The organism is Bacillus sp. KH172YL63 (genome assembly GCF_011398925.1).
In the GTDB taxonomy this organism is placed as follows: Bacteria; Bacillota; Bacilli; order Bacillales; family Bacillaceae_B; genus Rossellomorea.
The window spans coordinates 754,414-772,813 of record NZ_AP022842.1; the positions used below are offsets into that span (position 1 = coordinate 754,414).

General features: G+C 44.8%; 15 protein-coding genes and 1 riboswitch. Of the genes, 11 read left to right on the forward strand and 4 right to left on the reverse strand.

Annotated features, from left to right (window positions below; all coding sequences use genetic code 11):
- Positions 1 to 5 precede the first annotated feature (5 nt).
- Positions 6 to 2,117 carry a BglG family transcription antiterminator gene (locus KH172YL63_RS03770; RefSeq protein ID WP_173104861.1) on the reverse strand — a complete coding sequence of 704 codons (2,112 nt, stop codon included), beginning with the start codon at positions 2,115 to 2,117 and terminating at the stop codon, positions 6 to 8.
- Positions 2,118 to 2,777: 660 nt separating this feature from the next.
- On the opposite strand from KH172YL63_RS03770, the gene abc-f reads away from it, so the two are divergent.
- The 3 genes from abc-f (at position 2,778) to KH172YL63_RS21825 (ending at position 7,052) form a co-directional block, all read left to right on the forward strand.
- A complete protein-coding gene (abc-f, locus tag KH172YL63_RS03775; RefSeq protein ID WP_173104862.1) occupies positions 2,778 to 4,688 on the forward strand; it encodes a ribosomal protection-like ABC-F family protein in 1,911 nt (636 codons plus the stop codon).
- A gap of 141 nt (positions 4,689 to 4,829) precedes the next feature.
- The gene (locus KH172YL63_RS03780) at positions 4,830 to 5,351 is read left to right on the forward strand and encodes a DinB family protein (protein WP_173104863.1); all 522 of its coding nucleotides are present in this window, start codon (positions 4,830 to 4,832) and stop codon (positions 5,349 to 5,351) included.
- 41 nt (positions 5,352 to 5,392) lie between these two features.
- Positions 5,393 to 5,476, forward strand: a riboswitch (cyclic di-GMP riboswitch).
- Positions 5,477 to 6,398: 922 nt separating this feature from the next.
- Positions 6,399 to 7,052: a methyl-accepting chemotaxis protein gene (locus tag KH172YL63_RS21825; protein WP_442858765.1), complete on the forward strand. Its 654-nt coding sequence runs from the start codon at positions 6,399 to 6,401 to the stop codon at positions 7,050 to 7,052.
- 39 nt (positions 7,053 to 7,091) lie between these two features.
- On the opposite strand, the gene KH172YL63_RS03790 is transcribed toward KH172YL63_RS21825, so the two are convergent.
- A complete protein-coding gene (locus KH172YL63_RS03790) occupies positions 7,092 to 7,928 on the reverse strand; it encodes a LysR family transcriptional regulator (protein ID WP_173104865.1) in 837 nt (278 codons plus the stop codon).
- A 104-nt stretch (positions 7,929 to 8,032) separates the two neighbouring features.
- Here KH172YL63_RS03790 and KH172YL63_RS03795 point away from each other — a divergent pair, with 104 nt between their 5' ends.
- From KH172YL63_RS03795 to KH172YL63_RS03815, 5 genes are all read left to right on the forward strand, one after another.
- Positions 8,033 to 8,872, forward strand: a complete 840-nt coding sequence (locus tag KH172YL63_RS03795; RefSeq protein WP_173104866.1) for a sulfite exporter TauE/SafE family protein — start codon at positions 8,033 to 8,035, stop codon at positions 8,870 to 8,872.
- A gap of 313 nt (positions 8,873 to 9,185) precedes the next feature.
- Positions 9,186 to 10,472: a M20 family metallo-hydrolase gene (locus KH172YL63_RS03800; RefSeq protein ID WP_232066114.1), complete on the forward strand. Its 1,287-nt coding sequence runs from the start codon at positions 9,186 to 9,188 to the stop codon at positions 10,470 to 10,472.
- A 59-nt stretch (positions 10,473 to 10,531) separates the two neighbouring features.
- Complete coding sequence (locus tag KH172YL63_RS03805) at positions 10,532 to 10,753, forward strand: DUF3311 domain-containing protein (protein ID WP_173104868.1); 222 nt, start codon at positions 10,532 to 10,534, stop codon at positions 10,751 to 10,753.
- A complete protein-coding gene (locus KH172YL63_RS03810) occupies positions 10,753 to 12,222 on the forward strand; it encodes a sodium:solute symporter family protein (protein WP_173104869.1) in 1,470 nt (489 codons plus the stop codon). The genes KH172YL63_RS03805 and KH172YL63_RS03810 overlap by 1 nt, the downstream gene beginning before the upstream one ends.
- A 12-nt stretch (positions 12,223 to 12,234) precedes the next feature.
- On the forward strand, positions 12,235 to 13,389 hold the full coding sequence (locus KH172YL63_RS03815; RefSeq protein WP_173104870.1) for a M20 family metallopeptidase: 1,155 nt from the start codon (positions 12,235 to 12,237) through the stop codon (positions 13,387 to 13,389).
- Between the two features lie 39 nt (positions 13,390 to 13,428).
- Here the strand turns inward: KH172YL63_RS03815 and KH172YL63_RS03820 are convergent, their stop codons facing one another.
- Positions 13,429 to 15,108: a S9 family peptidase gene (locus KH172YL63_RS03820; protein WP_173104871.1), complete on the reverse strand. Its 1,680-nt coding sequence runs from the start codon at positions 15,106 to 15,108 to the stop codon at positions 13,429 to 13,431.
- Positions 15,109 to 15,419: 311 nt separating this feature from the next.
- On the opposite strand from KH172YL63_RS03820, the gene KH172YL63_RS03825 reads away from it, so the two are divergent.
- The 3 genes from KH172YL63_RS03825 to KH172YL63_RS03835 all read left to right on the forward strand — a co-directional run bounded on the left by KH172YL63_RS03825 (position 15,420) and on the right by KH172YL63_RS03835 (position 17,383).
- Positions 15,420 to 16,259: an STAS domain-containing protein gene (locus KH172YL63_RS03825; RefSeq protein WP_173104872.1), complete on the forward strand. Its 840-nt coding sequence runs from the start codon at positions 15,420 to 15,422 to the stop codon at positions 16,257 to 16,259.
- Positions 16,260 to 16,414: 155 nt separating this feature from the next.
- Positions 16,415 to 16,954: a hypothetical protein gene (locus KH172YL63_RS03830; RefSeq protein WP_173104873.1), complete on the forward strand. Its 540-nt coding sequence runs from the start codon at positions 16,415 to 16,417 to the stop codon at positions 16,952 to 16,954.
- A gap of 102 nt (positions 16,955 to 17,056) precedes the next feature.
- Positions 17,057 to 17,383, forward strand: coding sequence for a hypothetical protein (locus tag KH172YL63_RS03835; protein WP_173104874.1), 327 nt, complete (start codon positions 17,057 to 17,059; stop codon positions 17,381 to 17,383).
- A gap of 48 nt (positions 17,384 to 17,431) precedes the next feature.
- Here the strand turns inward: KH172YL63_RS03835 and KH172YL63_RS03840 are convergent, their stop codons facing one another.
- Positions 17,432 to 18,283: an STAS domain-containing protein gene (locus KH172YL63_RS03840; RefSeq protein ID WP_173104875.1), complete on the reverse strand. Its 852-nt coding sequence runs from the start codon at positions 18,281 to 18,283 to the stop codon at positions 17,432 to 17,434.
- Positions 18,284 to 18,400 lie beyond the last annotated feature (117 nt).

Consider the following 18,400-nt stretch of genomic DNA (forward strand, 5'->3'; position numbering starts at 1 on the left):
CGAAATTATACTTCAACTGTTTGATTGATTAATTTGACTATAGTCTGAGCGTCGCTTGCTGAAACTAATCTTTCTACATTACCTTCACTGGATAACAATTCTGTTAGTTGTGCCAATGCTTTAAGGTGGGTTTGATTATCGATTGCCGCAAGAACAATGATTAGCTGTGCCCGGTGTTTCTCCTTTTTTGAGAAGTATACTGGCTCTTTAAGCCTCAAGAAGCTCATGCTAAGTTGTTCGACTCCAGTTTCTGGTCGTGCATGGGGAATGGCAATATTGGGAGCAATGACAATGTAAGGGCCTAAATCTTTCACATTTGAAATCATTGCGTCAACATATTCAGGGCGGATCGATTGTTTGTCTATTAAGGGCTGACTGGCCACTTTAATTGCTTCTTCCCAGCTGGTTACGCTGTCTTTGAGTTTTATAGTTTGTTCTGTCAATAGTTCATTGAGCATAGGCTTTCTGAGCTCCTTTACTCGTGGAGTAGTTTGTTCTAATAAGCTGACCAATTCTTTTCTTAATGAATCCTCATGGTGGATGGTCGCATATTGTTTAATTAATTCCATTAAGTGATCGGTGGTGCTTTTTTTAGGTGCCTTGGAGATAAAAAGCTTGTTCATCAATTGAATGACACGTTCTTTTTCTTGGTTAGTTAATATTGCCGGGACATGGACAACGGGTGTATTTTTCTCTTTGATATAATTTGTTGAAAATATGACGTCTACTTCATAATCATTTGTTCGATATTCCCTCATGGAAATCGTGTTGATAACATTTAAACCGGCAATCAAATTTTCTAATTGTGTACGAAGCATATTGGAAGTGCCTATCCCATTTTCGCAAACGATAAGTGCTTTGAACTTTGTCTCGATCTTCTTTTTCTCTTTCGTTAACCAGCCACCAAAGTGCAAGGTAATATAAGCTACTTCTTCATCAGGAATATTTTTACCGACATACAGCTCTAGATGTTTCATCACCTTTTTAGTCAAATGAAAGATATCAGGATAAGCATTCTGGATACTGTCTGCTAAATCGTTCACAATCTGAAGACCGTATTTAAGCCGATAATATGTTGGTTTGATATGAGATATCAGATTTTCTTTCAGTCCATGTCGGTCATCAAACACTACACAGGAGTAAAGTTGAAAATCATCAATCATCAGTTGAACGACTTTCTTCAGGCCGGCTAATTCTTTTTCTGTATAGCGATTAAAATTGTCATGCTGAACCTTTGAACCCAGCAGGTTCATAGTAATAAAAGAAACTTCATCATCAGGAAAAGAAATTTTTCTTGTCTCTTCAAGTTTTCTCGAAATATGCAAGGCAGCTTTAAATGCTTCAGTTTGTTTCAAGATATCTTTTTCTGTCTGTGGAACATGTATATATTGGTTAAGCTCCATTCGTTTTATAATCATCAAGATCTGTAAGGTGAGTATCTCTACCATTTCATCTGTCAACGTTAAGCCTAACTCAGTTTCAGCTTCAAAAAGAACCTCTCTTACCAAGTGTCTTTCGTCCGTTTCTTCAGACCAAGTAGCAGCTTCTGGTTGAATCATCTTATAAACTTCATTCCGAACATTTTGCCACTCTGGATTGGAGAAAATGGTTGCCAGGATGTTGGAAAGCATTGTTCTCTTTGCGTCTTCAGGTCCTTCCAATTGATAGCCTGTTCCTTTCTGGTAATAAAGTAGTAAGCCCGATTCATTGAAGTCTTGCTTAATCGATTTAATAACCTTTGAAATCGTGCCTCGGCTCAAACTTGTTAGATTCATAAACCTTTGCATAGAGGCGCCATCTTCTTCTAATAAGATGGCCGCCTTAATCAGGACTTCTCTTTCAGGCTTAGATAATAAATACTGCCAATCTTCAAAACTATGATCTTGGTAATGCAACAGCTTGGATTTAGATGTTGCTGGTAAAAATAGACCCTTTCCATGTCTACTCTCAATTGGTTCTAAGTTTTTTATTGTTAACCAGCTATTAATATGTTGAATGTCATAATAAATGGTTCTTTGGGATAAATTCATTTTGGCAACCAATTCTTTTGTAGGAATTGGTTCGGTCGAACGCTGAATGATGGATAATAAGTGTGCACGTCTTTTATCCAATACCATGAGGATCCTCCTTATTCATTTTCGTTAATTATTGTTTTTTGCAATATTGTACTGTTTGAATTTGATGATCATCATTTGAGATAAGTATAAGTGCTATTTGAACATAGTGAAAGGGGTTTCAATGTATAGAGTTTGTCTGTGGTATTTTTGCAAAAGTGAACAGTTGGGAATTCATATCGATACGGAGGGTTCTTAGGAAAAGGGAGAGTATCAATCTGATTGAAAAATATTTGTTATAGAACATACAAGATCTCATTTACAAAGACACAAAAAAATGCGACAATTAAGAAAATTTTGGAGGTGAAGTAAGTTTATGGAACCAACTAATTGCTGATTAATTTAATTTTAAATTAATACCGATTTTCTATTGAGCTTGAAAGGGCCTATTTGGATAGGTTTATTTGTTATGCTCTTTATGGAATCCGGGCAATTAGAAGGTAACTTACTTTACTGATATCGGATGATGCTTGTTATGGAGTGCCTGCAGACAGGGACACAGATGTGTTTCTTTAGCATGCTTTGCTTCATGAACAAGATGATACTGGGACTGTGAGGAGGAAACCCTTCTTGCGGTCTTTTTTTATTAATGAATAGAGTAAGCCTTCTTGATCCCGTCCATAAGCAGCGTAGCTACTAATATGGATGAAAGAAGGAACGCATATGTTGGAACTGAAAGTGAATGGGATGAAAAAATATATGGACGCTACGCTCGTTGTCGAAGATGTTTCGTTAGAAGTGTATCAGGGTGAAAAGATCGGCATCGTGGGTGCGAACGGGAGTGGAAAGAGTACGGTGCTAAAGTTGATTGCCGGTATTGAACCGATGCATTACTATCCGGGATATCCACAAACGTCCAGTCATGGGTACGATGAAGGTTTGATTCACATGTCCCCCGGGGCGACGACCGCTTATCTGGAGCAGGCTCCCCGGTATCCATATGGGATGAGCGTCAGGGAAGTACTGAATGGGGCGTTTGAGGAAATCGATCGACTGGAGTGCAAGATGCATGAGTTGGAAGAACAAATGAAGGTGTTACAGGGGGCAGAGCTTGAGAAAACGTTGAATCAATACAGTGAATTGACTCAATTGTTTGAGGTGAAGGGTGGATATGAAAGAGAAGAGAAAACAAATAAAGTGTGCACGGGACTTCGATTTACCGAGGGCTTCTTGGAGAGGGATTTCGATCAGTTAAGCGGAGGGGAGAAAACGACGGTCGTGCTCGGGAAGCTCCTGATACACCAGCCTGATATCCTGCTGCTGGATGAGCCGACGAACCATCTGGACATGGAAGCCATCCAGTGGCTGGAAGGTTTCTTGAAAAGTTACAAGGGGATGGTCATCGTCGTTTCCCACGACCGCTATTTCCTTGATCACGTCGTGACGAAGATTGTGGAAATCGAAGATAAGAAAGCAATCACTTATAAAGGGAACTATTCTTCATTTGTCCTTCAGAAGGAAGAGAACATGCGCATCCAATATGAGCATTTCAGGGAGCAGCAGAAGAAGATCCATCGTATGGAAAAGACGGTGATGAGTTTAAGGGACTGGGCGAAGAGAGCGGATAATACGAAGTTCTATAAGCGGGCGGCAAGTGTCCAGAAGAAGCTCGACAAAATGGATCATATTGATAAACCGATATTTGAGCGAAGGAATATGCGGCTGGATATAAAGTCTGTTGAGAGGTCAGGAAATGAGACGATCAAGGCATACGGCGTATCGAAATCCTTTGGCGACAGGATGATTTTTAACAACATGGATGTGATGATCCGGTTCGGGGAAAGAGTCGGTCTTCTCGGTCCGAATGGGAGCGGGAAAACGACTTTCCTCAAAATGCTCGTTGGTGAAGAAACGCCTGAGGATGGAAAAATTGAATTTGGCGCAAACGTAAAGGCGGCCTATCTTCCTCAACATATCACGTTCAACAGGGAAGAAAGCACCGTCCTCGACTGCTTCAGGGAAGACATTTCAATCGTAGAGGGTAAAGCCCGAGAATATCTTGCAAAGTTTATGTTCTATAAAGGGAGTGTCTTTAAGAAAGTAATGCATTTATCAGGGGGAGAGAGGATCCGATTAAAGCTTGCGATGCTGTTATTCCAGGACGTCAATTTGCTAATCCTTGATGAACCGACCAATCATCTTGATATCGACTCCATCGAGACCCTTGAGGAAGCGATAGAGGATTTTGAGGGAACGGTCTTCTTCATTTCCCACGATCGCTACTTCTTTAATCGTATGGCTGAAAGGATACTCGCTATAGAAGACTGTGGGATGAAAAGCTATGACGGCAATTACGACGACTACAAACGAGAAAAAGAAAAGCAGTCACCGCCGCAAAGAAATGCAACAAGTGAAAAACCAGCATTGAAGTCAGGGGATACCAGCATTGAAGCAGTTCGGGAAAGGGTATTGAAGAGAATCAGCCGCCTCGAACAAGAAGTGAGCGAACTGGATCTCACAATGGCTGAAGAACAGCTACCTTACGAAGAACTGAATCATTTGCATGGAAGGAAGCTTCATCTCGTACAGGAACTCGATGAAGCAATGATGTTATGGCTGAGCTATGAAGAATGACAAACAAGAGGTCCGTCCCCGAATCGGGGGGACGGACCTCTTGTATAATTTCATTATACCATTTTTAACCAAAGATTATCAGTCTATTCTTTTTACAGGAAATTGGTAATGTTAAAGGAGAAATGAACAGGGGGTTATAACATGGTTGATTATCGGGTGAAAACGGATCAGGGATTTACTGAAAGAATAGGAGAGCTTGTGTGGATGCTGGAGCATGCGAGGGGAGTGACGCTTGAAGAGGTCAAGGGGTTGAAGCAGGTTGAGCTGGACGGGAGAGTGGATGAAGATGCTAATACGATTGGGGCCCTGCTGATGCATATGGCTGCGATCGAGTATGTTCATCAGGTGATTTCCTTTGAAGGAAGAGATTTGACTGAAGCGGAACTTGGGAAATGGGGGCCAGCGCTGGCTTTGGGAGAAGAGGGAAGACGGACCATCAAACATCAGCCCGTTGAATATTATATCGATGAACTTGCAGAGGTGAGGGACCGTACGCTTTCCTGCCTGAAACAACGAAACGATCAATGGCTTTATGAAGAAGGGAAATGGGGCAACGGGGTTCCCTATAATCACTATTATCTTTGGTTTCATGTGATGGAAGACGAAATCAGTCACAGGGGGCAGATCCGGATGTTGAAGCGGGGTCTTTCTTCTGTGGAGTAGCTAAACAAAGCGTCGAACGGGTCGATATACTCTTTATACATAAAAAAACGAGGGACGAAGAAGGATTATCCGTATTTGGGCGCTTGGATAATGTGGAGTTAGTAGCGCAACCGACTAGTCAGACACTTGTGTTTGATTAGTTTTTTTATGTCAATTTTCGTGCAGAAAAGGGGACATAAAATGAAAAAACATAAAGTTTTGCTCTATTTGGGATTGTTTTCAGTACTTCTCTCGATCGGTACGCACGTATTGCACCGTTATTTCGGTTTTCTTGAAACATATATCAATATGAAGGGGATAACAGGAGCACTGACGCCTTCTTTATCACTCATGCAGAACGTCATCATGCTGCTTCCTGTCCTGTTTTTCATCGGGGCGCTGTATGTGTATAAAAAGGATGAAGGAGACAAGGGCGCGGTCTTATTAACCCTGGCGTTTACATTCAGCAGTATTTCAATCATTGCAGGCGGGGACGGATTAGTAGAATATCATTTTTCGATCTTTATGGTTGTCGCTTTTATCGCTTTCTTTGATTCTATAAAATTACTTGTCGTCAGCACCGTGATCTTTTCGGTTCATCATCTGCTTGGCTATTTTTTATTTCCGGAACTGATTTGCGGGACGAGTGACTATCGTTTTTCTTTATTGATGATTCACGCATTGTATTTAATCTTTACGAGTGGGGCCACGATTCTGTTGATCAACTCCAAGCAAAAGCAGACAAGAGTCCTTGAAGAAGAGAATCAGCTTCATCAACAGAACACCGAGCGTCTGCTCCGTCACTTGAATGAAACGGTGGCGGAAGTGAATGCATATAGCGATAACCTTGCTACCGGGGCAAAGGAATCGACGCTTGCCAGTCTTGAGGTTTCTTCATCCATGGATGAATTGACGTCAGGGGCCAGAAGCCAGCTGAGAAGCAGTGAACAAAGCGAACAGGTTTTCCAGGAAGTCAGCTCAGCGATCACGACGATCATTGATGCCTTTAAGTCAATCCAGGCATCATCGGAAATCACGACCAGGCAGGCGGATACAGGAAAGCGGTCGATGGATCACATTGTGGGGAAAATGAACGCCATTCATGGGTTGGTGAATGAAGTAAATGCTCTCATTGTCGGATTTAAAGAACAATCTGGGCGAATCGAGCAAATTTCGACGACGATTTCAGATATCTCAGGGCAGACGAAGATGCTTGCCCTCAATGCTTCCATTGAGGCAGCAAGGGCCGGGGAGCATGGAAGAGGCTTTGCAGTTGTAGCCGAAGAAGTCGGGAAATTGGCTGATGAGACAGAAGAATCCACCAAAGGAATCGGCGGCGTCGTTTCAAAGTTAAGGGAAGAGATGGAGAAAATGACGCAGGCCATCGCTGAAAATGCGAAAGAAGTGGAAAATGGCCTGGCTGCCGTTCAACAAGGAAATGAAGTCTTCCAGGGGATCATCGAAGCAAACAGCCGTGTGGAGAAACAAATCACCGATGTGGGGGAGACAGCGGAAAAGCTAAAGTCATCTTCACAGCAAATGATGAATAAAATCTCGGAAATGCACGGGTTCTCAGAAGAAACACTGTCCAATACAGAAAGAATCTCCACGTATTCGACTCAACAGGCTGCAACCGTATCGTCCGTTGACGAAATCGTGAATGCATTACAGGACAGAGTATCCTCACTGAAACAAGTCGTCGGGGAAATCACGAAGAATTGATAAGAGGGACGGACCTCCATTTGGAGGTCCGTCCCTCTCTCACTTTCCTTCAATGACGCTCACCAGTTCTTTTATGATGGAGACCAGGGCAGCGTCTTCCTGGTAGACGGCATAAAAGGGACGGTGGATGACGTATGGGTCGATGGGGACGAGCTTTCCTTGCTGCACTTCTTCTTTGACCATGGAGCTTGACAGGAAAGCGATGCCGAGGCCCCTGACGGCAAGCTGCTTGATTAAGTAATGACTGCTTGCCTGTAGGATTTCAGCGGGGATGATCCGTTCTGATCGCAAGAATTCATCGGCATATTCCCTTGTTCCTGATCCGATTTCCCTGAGGATCATGGGGGATGAGCGGAGATTCATCCGGCTGCTTGCGAAGAACCTGAGTTCATCACGGCTGATCACTTCGGCGTGAAACGGGTCCAGTCCCTTTGTTCCTTCCACAAGGGCAAGGTCAAGTTCCTGATCATGGAGTGCTTCTACAATCGTGTCATGGTTATGGATCATCAGCTGAAGGCGGACGTGTGGATAAAGGACCTTGATTTTTTTGACAAAGTCGGGAAGGAGTACATCGCTTACCGTGTGTGTGGATCCGATCCGTAATTGGACTTCCTCTGTTTTCTCTGTCACTTGTTCAATCGATCTCCACAGGTCGATCATCTGTTTCCCTTGTTCAAACACCTTCTCTCCTGCCGGCGTCAATTGAAAGAGCTGGTTGTTTGAGGTTCGGTGGATGAGCGCGACACCCAGATATTGCTCGAGCTTCTTTATATGGACGCTTACAGTCGGCTGAGACAAGTTCAAGAATTCACTTGTTTTTGTAAAATGCTGAAGCTGTGCGAGGGTGACAAAGCTCCTGATCCAATCCAGTTGCATAAATATCCTCCTCTATTAAGAAACGTAATCGTTTATATTATCATTATTCATTTCTATTATAAGTGAGCGGGATGTATAATGAAAGACGAAGGAAGTGAAACGACATGGAATGGATTTTATTTATGACAGGCGGTGCCGTCATCGGCATCATGTCAGGATTTTTTGGAATAGGAGGCGGGATTGTCCTGACACCGACCCTGCTCGTCCTTGGGTATGAACCGAGCCAGGCGATCACCTTATCCCTGATGCTTACATTGGGATCGACGGTGACAGGGACGCTGTCACATATCCGCTTGAAGAATGTAAATGTGAAATTAGCGATAATGCTGGGTGTTTCGGGAGTCGTCGGATCAGTCGTCACCGTCCCTTTTGTGAAATGGCTTGATGAAATCAACGGGGCATCCACTTTTATCTCGGTCGTATATATTGGTATATTGAGCTGGTTTGCGTATCAGTTCTTAAGTAAACGGCAACAGAATTCAAAAACAAAAGGAAAATCGGCTGTTCCGGTCATCGGCTTATCGACCGGGATCATTTCATCCCTGATGGGCGTCAGCGGTGGTTTTGTGATGACGCCATTACTGACAAAGTGGCTGAAGCTCAACCTGAACAAAGCGATCGGCACGAGTATTTCGGCCGCATCCATCATTGTTTTATCCGGTATCACGTCGTATATGTACTCGGGGGAAACACTGGATTACCGGCACGGGATCCTGCTCATCATCGGGGCCCTGATCGGAACGCCGATCGGCTCGATTCAGCTGAAGCGTTTCTCAGGAGACGTCGTCAAGCGGATGCTTGCTGTCCTCTACATTGTGGTGGCCGTCAGCGTTGTCCTTAAGATGTTCTCCATCACAACCGCTTCCCTCGGGTTGATCCTCGTATCGGTGCTCGTTTTCTTCGGAATGCTCGGGCGCGGGGACAGGACACGTGCCACGTCCTGATGGATAGAATTTGGAGCTTACCTTTAACGGGGTAAGCTCTTTTTTTGTATATGAGCACTTCGCTCCAATTTCCAATGCAAGCAGGAATCAAAGCACCGGGTCTAGAAACTAGTGAAACGGTGTAATGGGATGATTCAGGAGCAGGGAGGGAGGAAAGTATTTTTTTATGTTTATATTTCTGAATATTCCATCACTTTTGCCATCCTGTATGATAATCTTGCTCTTTCTTAGACACAGTGTCTAATGAAACCCGTGCTTTTTCAAATTAAACTTACTATAAGTCTATAAAAATTACATGACAAAGGGTGATTACATGTCAATCAATCGTGATCGATTAAAGCGTCATCTGGAGGAATTAGCGGAAATCGGAAAGATCGGGGAGACCGGAGTTTGCCGCCTGGCCCATTCAAAGGAAGACCGTCAGGGGGTCGAACTGGTGAAGGGATGGATGGAAGATGCCGGTTTGACTTCAAGGATCGATGGTTTTGGCAACTTAATCGGAAAAATAGAGGGGACAGACAAAGACAAACCGATACTGGTGCTTGGCTCACATATTGACTCTCAACCCTACGGCGGAAGGTTTGACGGGACAGCAGGGGCGTTGGGTGCCATCGAAGTCATCCACAGTATGAAGGATAACGGGATCAGCCCTGAACGGACAATCGAAGTGATCTGCTTTTCCGATGAAGAGGGGAGCCGTTTCAACAAAGGAATCTTTGGTGTCAGGGCACTGGCAGGGATGCTCGAGGAAGGGGAACTTGAACGGAAAGATAAATCGGGTGTCACGAGGCGGGAAGCACTGAAGGAATTCGGGGTCGAAACAGACCTGACGGCAAGTCCTGTCTACAAAAAAGGGGACATCGAGGCGTTCCTGGAGCTTCATATCGAACAGGGGCCGGTCCTTGAAGAGAAAGGGAAGCCTGTCGGGATTGTATCCGGGATTTCGGGACCGATTTGGTTGACCGTGACACTCGAGGGATTTGCCGGTCACTCAGGATCGGTGCCGATGACGATGAGGCAGGATGCCCTGCTCGGAGCGTCAGACATCATCAGGAAATTCGATGGATTGGTAAAGGCAGAAGGAACAGACACAACCGTCGGGACGGTTGGGAGCATGCAGGTTTTCCCGAATTCCAGAAATATCATCGCAGAAAAAGTGGAGTTCACCGTCGATCTCCGGGATATCGATCTTGAGGCACGGAACCACTTGGAACAAATGCTGTACAAAATCATTGAAGAATCGGCGGCAGCGTATGACCTTACATACGACATCAAAGAGGATACCCGGAGTGAGCCGAGGTATTGTGCCGACTGGATCAAAATGATCATGAAGGAGGAAGATGAAAAACTGGGATTCCAATCCCCGACATTGATGAGCGGGCCGTTTCATGACGCATTGATCATGTCTTATATCAGTGATTACGGTATGATTTTCGTCCGCTGTGAAAAAGGGATCAGCCATAATCCCCTGGAGTTTGCGGAAATGGATGACATTGAAAAAGGCGTGGAGCTTTTGTATGCGACGGCTTTGCGGATCAGTCAGGGAGAAGGGAGGAGTGTGCGGAGGAAGAACGATTCAGCAGTAGTGAATGAAAAATAAGCTGGCTTGACGGGACAGAAGGACAAACTTCTGTCCCGTCACCATAAGGAGGGTGTCCGATGAGTAAAAGTAAGTTCATAAAGATCTATTGTTTGTCTTTGATTGTGCCGTTTCTTTTATTGGTTTTTCCATTGTTTTCAATTGGAAACCGGGCAACACCGATTGTGATGGGGATGCCTTTTTCAGTGTTCTGGGTCATTTTCTGGATCATCATTACATTCCTGATCGTATTGTTTCTTTACCGGATTGATCCTGATAAAGATGAAGAGGAGGTACATTAATGGCGGATTGGCAGATTGCGATGATCATGATGATCGGCTACCTTGTGATTGCGCTGGTAGTTGGTGTGATGGCCGGAAGAGGCCATGATAAACATTCACTCGATGAGTTTACGGTTGCAGGCGGAGGTCTTGGGCTTATCGTCATGTGGTTCTTGATGGGAGGGGCTGTCTTCAGTGCATTCTCATTTCTCGGTGCGCCGGGTTGGGCATACTCCAAAGGTGCACCTGCACTTTATATTTTAACTTATACTGCTTTTGCGATTCTTCCATGGTATATCATCGGCCCTAAAATCGGAAAAATCGGCCGTAAATATAATATTTATACAGTTGCAGGATTTATGAAGAAAAGATACGGGGGGAAAACCCTTCCGATCCTGGTCGGGTTCATTGCGTTATTCGCCTCGATTCAATATCTGGCCACACAGATGAAAGGCATGGCCTATATCTTCAATATCATGACAGAAGGACGTATCCCGCTGTGGCTTGGTGCCCTTCTCGCATATGGGATCGTTGTTGTATATGTGGCAACCGGAGGCTTGAGGGCAGCGGCATGGTCTGATGTGTTTCAAGGGATATTGATGATCGTCATCTCCTGGGTTGTCGGTTTGGCGATTGTAAATAAACTCCACGACAACGTCGGTGGGATGTTTACAAATTTGGTACAGGACAATCCGACATTTTTTGAAATTGGAAGTCAAGGGTCTACCATGTCAGGAACAGCCTATACCACTACGATACTCGTATCCCTGATCGGTTTTCTTATGTGGCCGCATCTATTCTCAAAATCGTATGCGTCAAATGCCCGTACCATTAAGAAAACGGTATTGGTGTATCCTGTTTTCGCCCTGTTTCTGATTCCGTTATTATTTGTAGGGTTTGCCGCGGTGAATATCGTCAATCCGGCTGACATCGGTGCACCGGATGAAATCCTTCCATATTTGATCACGACGGTCCTTAGCCTGCCCGGCTGGGTGTATGGTCTGGTAGGCGCCGGTGCTCTCGCGGCAGCCATGTCTACGGCAGACGCCATCACACATAGTGCGTCACTTGAATTCACGGATGGGGTCATTAAGAATGCAAAGCCAGGCCTGTCCGATAAAACGACATTGCTGCTCATGAGAATCGGGGTGTTCGTTGTCGGTGGACTCGCCTATTTTATCACTGTGTTTGGCGGGCAGGGCCTCATCGCACTGTTGCTCGGTGCATATGGATCGATTGTGCAATTCGCACCTGGCGTATACGGTGCCCTTTATTCGAAAAAGGTCACGGGTCCCGCTGTCATCACCGGCCTGATTGTCGGTACAATTGTAAACTATTATTATCAGTTGATTGCAGAGACGACTCCGATGGACATTCATGCAGGGATTCTGGGTTTGATCTGTAATGTGGTGATTGTGGTGGCGATCAGTGCCTTCACCCAACAGAAAACCGTTCAGATCGCAGAAGAATATCGAAAAATCGGCTCATAGGGAGTGGAGAGAATGAGAGTGAAAACAGATACGGTACAGCTGGTGAAGGACCTCGTCCGGATTAACACAGAAAATCCGCTGACAGTAGAAAAGGAGTGCGGGGATTACGTATACAATTGGCTTAATAAGCTTGGAAATGTTGAAGTGAGCTATGAAGAAGTTTCTGAAGGCAGGCCGAATATCATCGCGAAGTATAAAGGGGTTTCCAGAGAGAAACCCATCGTATTGATCGCCCACATGGATACGGTGCCTGCAGGTGAAGGATGGGATATGGACCCGTTCGGAGGGGACATCATCGACGGAAAGATGTATGGACGGGGCTCCTGTGATATGAAAAGTGGCCTGGCGGTCGCGATGAAGGTAATGGAGAAAGTATCAGAGGAAAAGCTTACATTGAACCGTGATTTCTATGTATGTGTCACAGTGGATGAAGAAGGGCCTGAAATGGCCGGTGCAGTGGATCTTGTGAAGAAGGCACGCCTGCCGGACGACGCCATGATCATTGCGACAGAGCCGACAAGCAACCATATCGCCCCGGCTCATAAAGGCACCGTCTGGTTCGATGTCGAGGCGGCGGGCAAGAGTGCCCATGCCGGTTATGCTCATCTTGGGCTGGATGCGATCCATGCCGTGAGTGCTGTCATCATGTCTATCAAATCTCAAATCGATGCGCTCCCATACAATCATGAAACCCTTGGGAAAACGGCGGTTACCGTCGGGAAAATAGCGGGAGGGGAAAAGACCAATATGGTTCCCCGTTCTTGCCGGGCAGAACTGGATTTCCGGCTTGTCCCTCCAATGACGGTCGGGAACATTCAGGAGTTCCTGGAAGAAGCGGTGAAAGAGGGGGAGAAGCTAGTTCCGGGGGTAAGTGTGACGTTCAAACAAAAAGGACTTGCAAGGCCGCCTTTGGAAACACCTCTTGACAGCTACTTCTGCAGGGAACTCGCTCAAGCATACCTCACTGTAACAGGAGAAGATGTCCAGTACGAAGGATTCCCCGCTTATACCGATGCAGGGATTATTTCACTGCTATCTCCTTCTACAGAAGCAATGGTCTTCGGCCCTGGCAGCCTGACGAACGCCCACATAGTCAATGAATATGTCGAACTCTCTGAAATCGACATCTGTGAGAAAGTACTGTTCCAGCTCGTGAAGACGATATGAAAAGAGGGACGGACCTTCCCGAGGTCCGTCCCTCTCTCCTTATCCGCTTATCAGTTTATCGAGAAATGCCCGGATTCCCTCATATGCCTTTATTTCGTTCTGTTTCTTTAAGAAGCCGTGTCCCTCGTCTTCAAAGAGGAGGTATTCCACGTCGATTCCTTTCTTATTCAAATGGTGCATGATCTGTTCTGATTCCTCGGTTTTTACCCTCGGATCATTCTGGCCGTGAATGATGAACATGGGTGCATTCATCTGCTCGATATACGTGATCGGAGAATCTCTTACAAGCTTATCGTGATCCCTCTCCGGATTTCCGACCATTTGATCCATGAGTGTCCCCCAGCTTGGCGGTACATTGTTCAGGAAGGTGAATAAATTCGAAATGCCGAAGATATCCACAATCCCGCAGAAGTACTCAGGGTGCCTGCCAGCGAGGAGAAGGCTCATATATCCGCCGTAGCTTCCGCCGATTGAAATGATCCGTCCCTTTTCTGATATTCCTTCTTCAATGAGCCAATCCATTCCGGCGACGCAATCGAGACGAGGTCCGTCCCCCCAGTCACGTTCGACCATTTTTTCGAAGGATTTACCGTAGCATTGGCTTCCCCGGAAGTTGGGGGCGAAAAGGGTGTATCCCTGTTGGACGAGGCATTGGAAAAGAGGGCGGTATCTCATCCGTTCTGCCTTTTGTGGGCCGCCGTGGGGCCACAATATCGTATAGCCGTTTTCCTGTTTAGGACGGAAAAGCAATGCTTCAATTGAAAGGCCGTCAAAACTGTCGTATTGTACGATTTCCGGTTTGACCATGCGATCAACGCTTATGCCCGGCACTTTCGTATTGGTGAGCTGAATCCATTTCCCATCTGCTCCCCTCTTGTAAATCGTATCGGTTTTGTCTGAAGAAATCCCTAAAACATAGAGCGTCCCCGACTTTGTAACAACAATCTTCTTCATGAGCCCACATGGGGACTCCAGGGAAACCAGCTCCCCTGATAAAATGTCATATTCATAGAGTCGGTCGCATACCCCTTTTTCCGAGGAGATGACCAACTTGTTTGTGGCTTCACTCCACTTAATGTGTGTGAGTTCTTCATTTTTAAGCTTCAGAACAGGCCTGAATTCATGGGTTGATGGATTGAAAGTCGCGAGATAAGAAAATTCATCTTCATAATTGGTTGTAAAGAACACTGTCCCGTTGACGAACAGCACGTCCCGGATTGTATGGGGTGAGTCAGGATCTGGAACCATAGGAATCTTTCCTTTGTCACTCTGATAGAACGCGGCTGCGTGAGTGTTTGAGTATGTTTCAGTAAACACATAAGCTCCATCGGGAGATACGGCAGCCACCACAATAGGGACCGTCTCCCCCTTTTGGACAACGGTGGCCTTCTCATCGTTTAAATTTCTTTTATAGATATTCAGTAAAGGATTTTCATGATTGGATGAATAGTAGATTTCATGATTGTCCGAGAAGCACGCATGAAAACAAGTTGAGCCTGCTTCCCCCTCATCAAATGGAACCGGCTTGCCGCCTTCTATTGGAAGGTAATGAAGCTGCTGGTTTTCATCTCCGTCTTGTTCAAATGTGGCGATGAGGCATTCCGGGTGGAAATGGACGAGGCTGCTGATCTGATTGATGGTCGTCAATGGATAAGGGAACAGGTGGGGTAAATCCATTGCCCATACATTGTATTTGCCATTCAGGTTTGTACTGAACACAAGTTTATCTTCTGTTTCATTGACGCTGAACGTATTGATTTCTATCGTGTGATAATATTGTTCGATTTGCGGTGATGGCAGACGGATAGGACATTCCTCCTTAATGTTTATACAGGTATATTATTCCATTTTAGAGAGTGGTATTCAATATAAAATGAATATTGTCTACTGTTGCGTTCTGTCCCTCCTATCACTGTTAATCTTTTTTCTTTTCTTTATAGAAGAGTAATAGTACATTACTAATATAAGTGTAAAAATGATCAGTCTTTTTGGACTTTAACGTAAGATCACTTTATGGGAGTAGGTCGATTATGCAGGTAGCGGAAAAATTTTATGAATTTATGAGTGAGCGCACATGGCAATTGACGGAAAACTGGTACGATTCACTTGATAAAAGTGATCCTTCAGGGGTATATGCCTCCACTGATTCCAAAGTAATAGAAACGCTGAAGCGTCAAAACCACGAATTTCACGAACGGTTTTGTGTCCTCTTCAAGGAAGAAGGAAAGGACGCACTTTGTAATTTTGAACAATGGATAGAGGAAATCGCCCAAGATGAAGAACATTTAAAAACACCTACCCATTTTATCCTCAGGGAATTTTTTCGCACCCAGGATCAGTACCTGGACATTTTAAAGGAATTCATCGATCAATATGGAAGTGTCAACTCATCCGAGCAGATTGAGGATTTAAGAGATTTGATCATCAAAACGTTCAGTATCGTCATTTCAAAGTTCGCTGAAGAGAATTACGCGTATTCACAAAGACGTTTAAATTCTCAGCAGGAAATGATCCAGGAACTCAGCTCGCCGGTTATATTATTGAATAAAAAGAGCGGTGTCCTTCCTTTGATCGGGGATATTGATACGGCAAGAGCGCGGTATATTCTTGAAAATACGCTTGCTGCATGTGTCGACAAAGACCTGGAACATTTATTCATCGATTTATCCGGGGTCGTCATGGTTGATACGATGGTCGCACAACAATTATTTCAAATCATCGACAGCCTGAACCTGATCGGCGTGAAAAGCACCCTTTCAGGGATCCGTCCGGAAATTGCCCAGACCGCCGTCCAGTTAGGTGTTTCTTTTGAGAATATCTCAGTGACGTCGACACTTGAAAGAGCGTTAAATGAAAAAACGGTGAAATAAACTGGAAAAAGGGAGTTAGCGCAAACTCCCTTTTTCTTTTTTATAATAAAAGATAAGAAATTGTTTAATATCATACTATAGAGGGAAAACCCACCATTATAGTGTGTGCTTGGAAATGATGGCCCTAGAATATACATGCTGGAAGGAGGGGTGCTATGAACCTGGTAAAAGTAATCCGGTTCGACCCATTCGGCTTTACCTGCCACTCACCGGCATGGGATTGCAAGGAGGGAAGAAATTCGGTTTTCCTCAATCGCACTATCCATAATATCTTCCAAACGGACCAGTTGGTAGATACATCAGAAATGTTCTTTCCCGGCGAAAGAGGGGAGGACTGGAAGGGATGCTATTGTCATCTTGAGGAAGCGTCAGCTGAAGCTGCCGGACTGGCATTTCGCCATATTGGTTTTCTTCCGAGGAATCAAATGATTTGGGTGAAGAACCGGAGCCATCTTGAAGATGGAAGGCCATACTTCAGCCAATCGACCCATCTCCATGAAGAGGGCGATGCCGGGGAGATATGGGTGAAAATGTCTGTGGAGGATGCTTTGGAACGAAAGCGGAGATGGAAGGAAAATCATGCCGATATTCCTCAATGGATCACCGAATGTTACCTGATGGGTGAGCATGTCACGAAACTGGTCTTCCCTGAAAGTAAGGAGAAAGTCATGGAATTTTGGTTAAGCAAAACTTAACATTTTAGAACGTGTTGAATGCCCCGTCTTTTTGATATAATGGAATATAATAATCTTTCCGTATATCTATTCGTTCACTATCTATAGTAGAGGGGAATTCACTTGAAATTTGAAGATATCAATCCTGAACTCGTGATGTTATGCCAAGGGGCCGATCCTTATCATATGGCAGAGACGGTCATTGGCAGCCAACTAAGGGGGCTCGACATCCTTTCCTTGAAAGGGATCGAGCGCAAGACGGTTCTTCCAAAGGAAGTCGTCAACCTCCTGATCATCTATTTCTTCACAGAAGTGAAAGGAACGGTCTACCACCGGAATGCCTTGCCGAAGCTCTACAATCATTGGGTATCGAATGAAGTGCTGACTTTTTCAAAGGCTCAGAAGATGATTGAATTGGATATGAAATCACAGTTAGGTGAACTCGATTGATCGTAAAGAGTCCGGCTCCCATAAGGGAACCGGACTCTTTTTGAATCGTCAGTGACTCGGGCTGATGTGATAACCGAGACTTTTCAATGCGTGCATCAAGGAAGAATGAATGGTTAAATCCCCAAGGGGAATGCCTAATTGGACTGCTGTCTGCGCGATGGCAGGGCGGATACCTGTTATCAAGGCATGTACCCCGATGAGGGTCAGTGTGTTCATCAGTTCAAAGATCTTCTGCGCCACCATCGTGTCAATGACCGGTACAGCTGAAAGATCGACCACCAGGTGCTGAATTTCTTTTTCCATACATTTTTCCAGTGCGTGCTCGATGATATACTTGGCCCTTCGTTCATCAATGTCACCAACGAGGGGCAGAATCCCGATCGTGTCGGACAACAGGATGATAGGTGAACTTAATTCATTGATCAGTCCCATTTGCTCCTTCAATCGTTTTTCATAATGATTTTTGTACGACGTCACAAAGGTGTTGATGACTTCATCAAAGAGGTAATGATAATGTTCAATAAAATTGAAATGTGCTGTCTCCTTCAGGTCGAACTCATCCAGCAGCCATTCTTTCAGGTATTGAAAATAGATAAGCCTGAAGCGCTGAAACTGCTCCAACACTTTATCGATGCTCGTCCCATCGTGCACACGCTCCTTGGCAATCGTATGCGACCAGTCAAGCAATTCAGGAGTAATCTCCTCTGCATGGGATGCCAACGCCTCAGTTGTGAACCGGACGAACAATCCGGACTCTTCCATCAATTTCGCTTCAATATCTTTAGGTGCATTTAAGTCAAAAATCGAAAATGGATCGCCCTCCCTCGAATTGAGCCAATCGTCCACAATTTCATCCGTATGCAAGCGGAAATAATTGCTTAACGCATCTGTAGTCTTCATGTACACGCCTCTTTCATATCGACTTGTTGGTAAAAAAAGTATAGATGAGGGAGAAGAGATTCGTCAATTGAATTTTAAGAGTATGGTCAAATTATTCAGAAAATGATTGTGCGATAG

Excerpts from the sequence above, each read along its gene's own strand:
- KH172YL63_RS03770 (WP_173104861.1), bottom strand. The coding sequence starts at position 2,117 with ATGGTATTGGATAAAAGACGTGCACACTTATTATCCATCATTCAGCGT.
- abc-f (WP_173104862.1), top strand. The coding sequence starts at position 2,778 with ATGTTGGAACTGAAAGTGAATGGGATGAAAAAATATATGGACGCTACG.
- KH172YL63_RS03780 (WP_173104863.1), top strand. The coding sequence starts at position 4,830 with ATGGTTGATTATCGGGTGAAAACGGATCAGGGATTTACTGAAAGAATA.
- KH172YL63_RS21825 (WP_442858765.1), top strand. The coding sequence starts at position 6,399 with ATGGATCACATTGTGGGGAAAATGAACGCCATTCATGGGTTGGTGAAT.
- KH172YL63_RS03790 (WP_173104865.1), bottom strand. The coding sequence starts at position 7,928 with ATGCAACTGGATTGGATCAGGAGCTTTGTCACCCTCGCACAGCTTCAG.
- KH172YL63_RS03795 (WP_173104866.1), top strand. The coding sequence starts at position 8,033 with ATGGAATGGATTTTATTTATGACAGGCGGTGCCGTCATCGGCATCATG.
- KH172YL63_RS03800 (WP_232066114.1), top strand. The coding sequence starts at position 9,186 with ATGTCAATCAATCGTGATCGATTAAAGCGTCATCTGGAGGAATTAGCG.
- KH172YL63_RS03805 (WP_173104868.1), top strand. The coding sequence starts at position 10,532 with ATGAGTAAAAGTAAGTTCATAAAGATCTATTGTTTGTCTTTGATTGTG.
- KH172YL63_RS03810 (WP_173104869.1), top strand. The coding sequence starts at position 10,753 with ATGGCGGATTGGCAGATTGCGATGATCATGATGATCGGCTACCTTGTG.
- KH172YL63_RS03815 (WP_173104870.1), top strand. The coding sequence starts at position 12,235 with ATGAGAGTGAAAACAGATACGGTACAGCTGGTGAAGGACCTCGTCCGG.
- KH172YL63_RS03825 (WP_173104872.1), top strand. The coding sequence starts at position 15,420 with ATGCAGGTAGCGGAAAAATTTTATGAATTTATGAGTGAGCGCACATGG.
- KH172YL63_RS03830 (WP_173104873.1), top strand. The coding sequence starts at position 16,415 with ATGAACCTGGTAAAAGTAATCCGGTTCGACCCATTCGGCTTTACCTGC.
- KH172YL63_RS03840 (WP_173104875.1), bottom strand. The coding sequence starts at position 18,283 with ATGAAGACTACAGATGCGTTAAGCAATTATTTCCGCTTGCATACGGAT.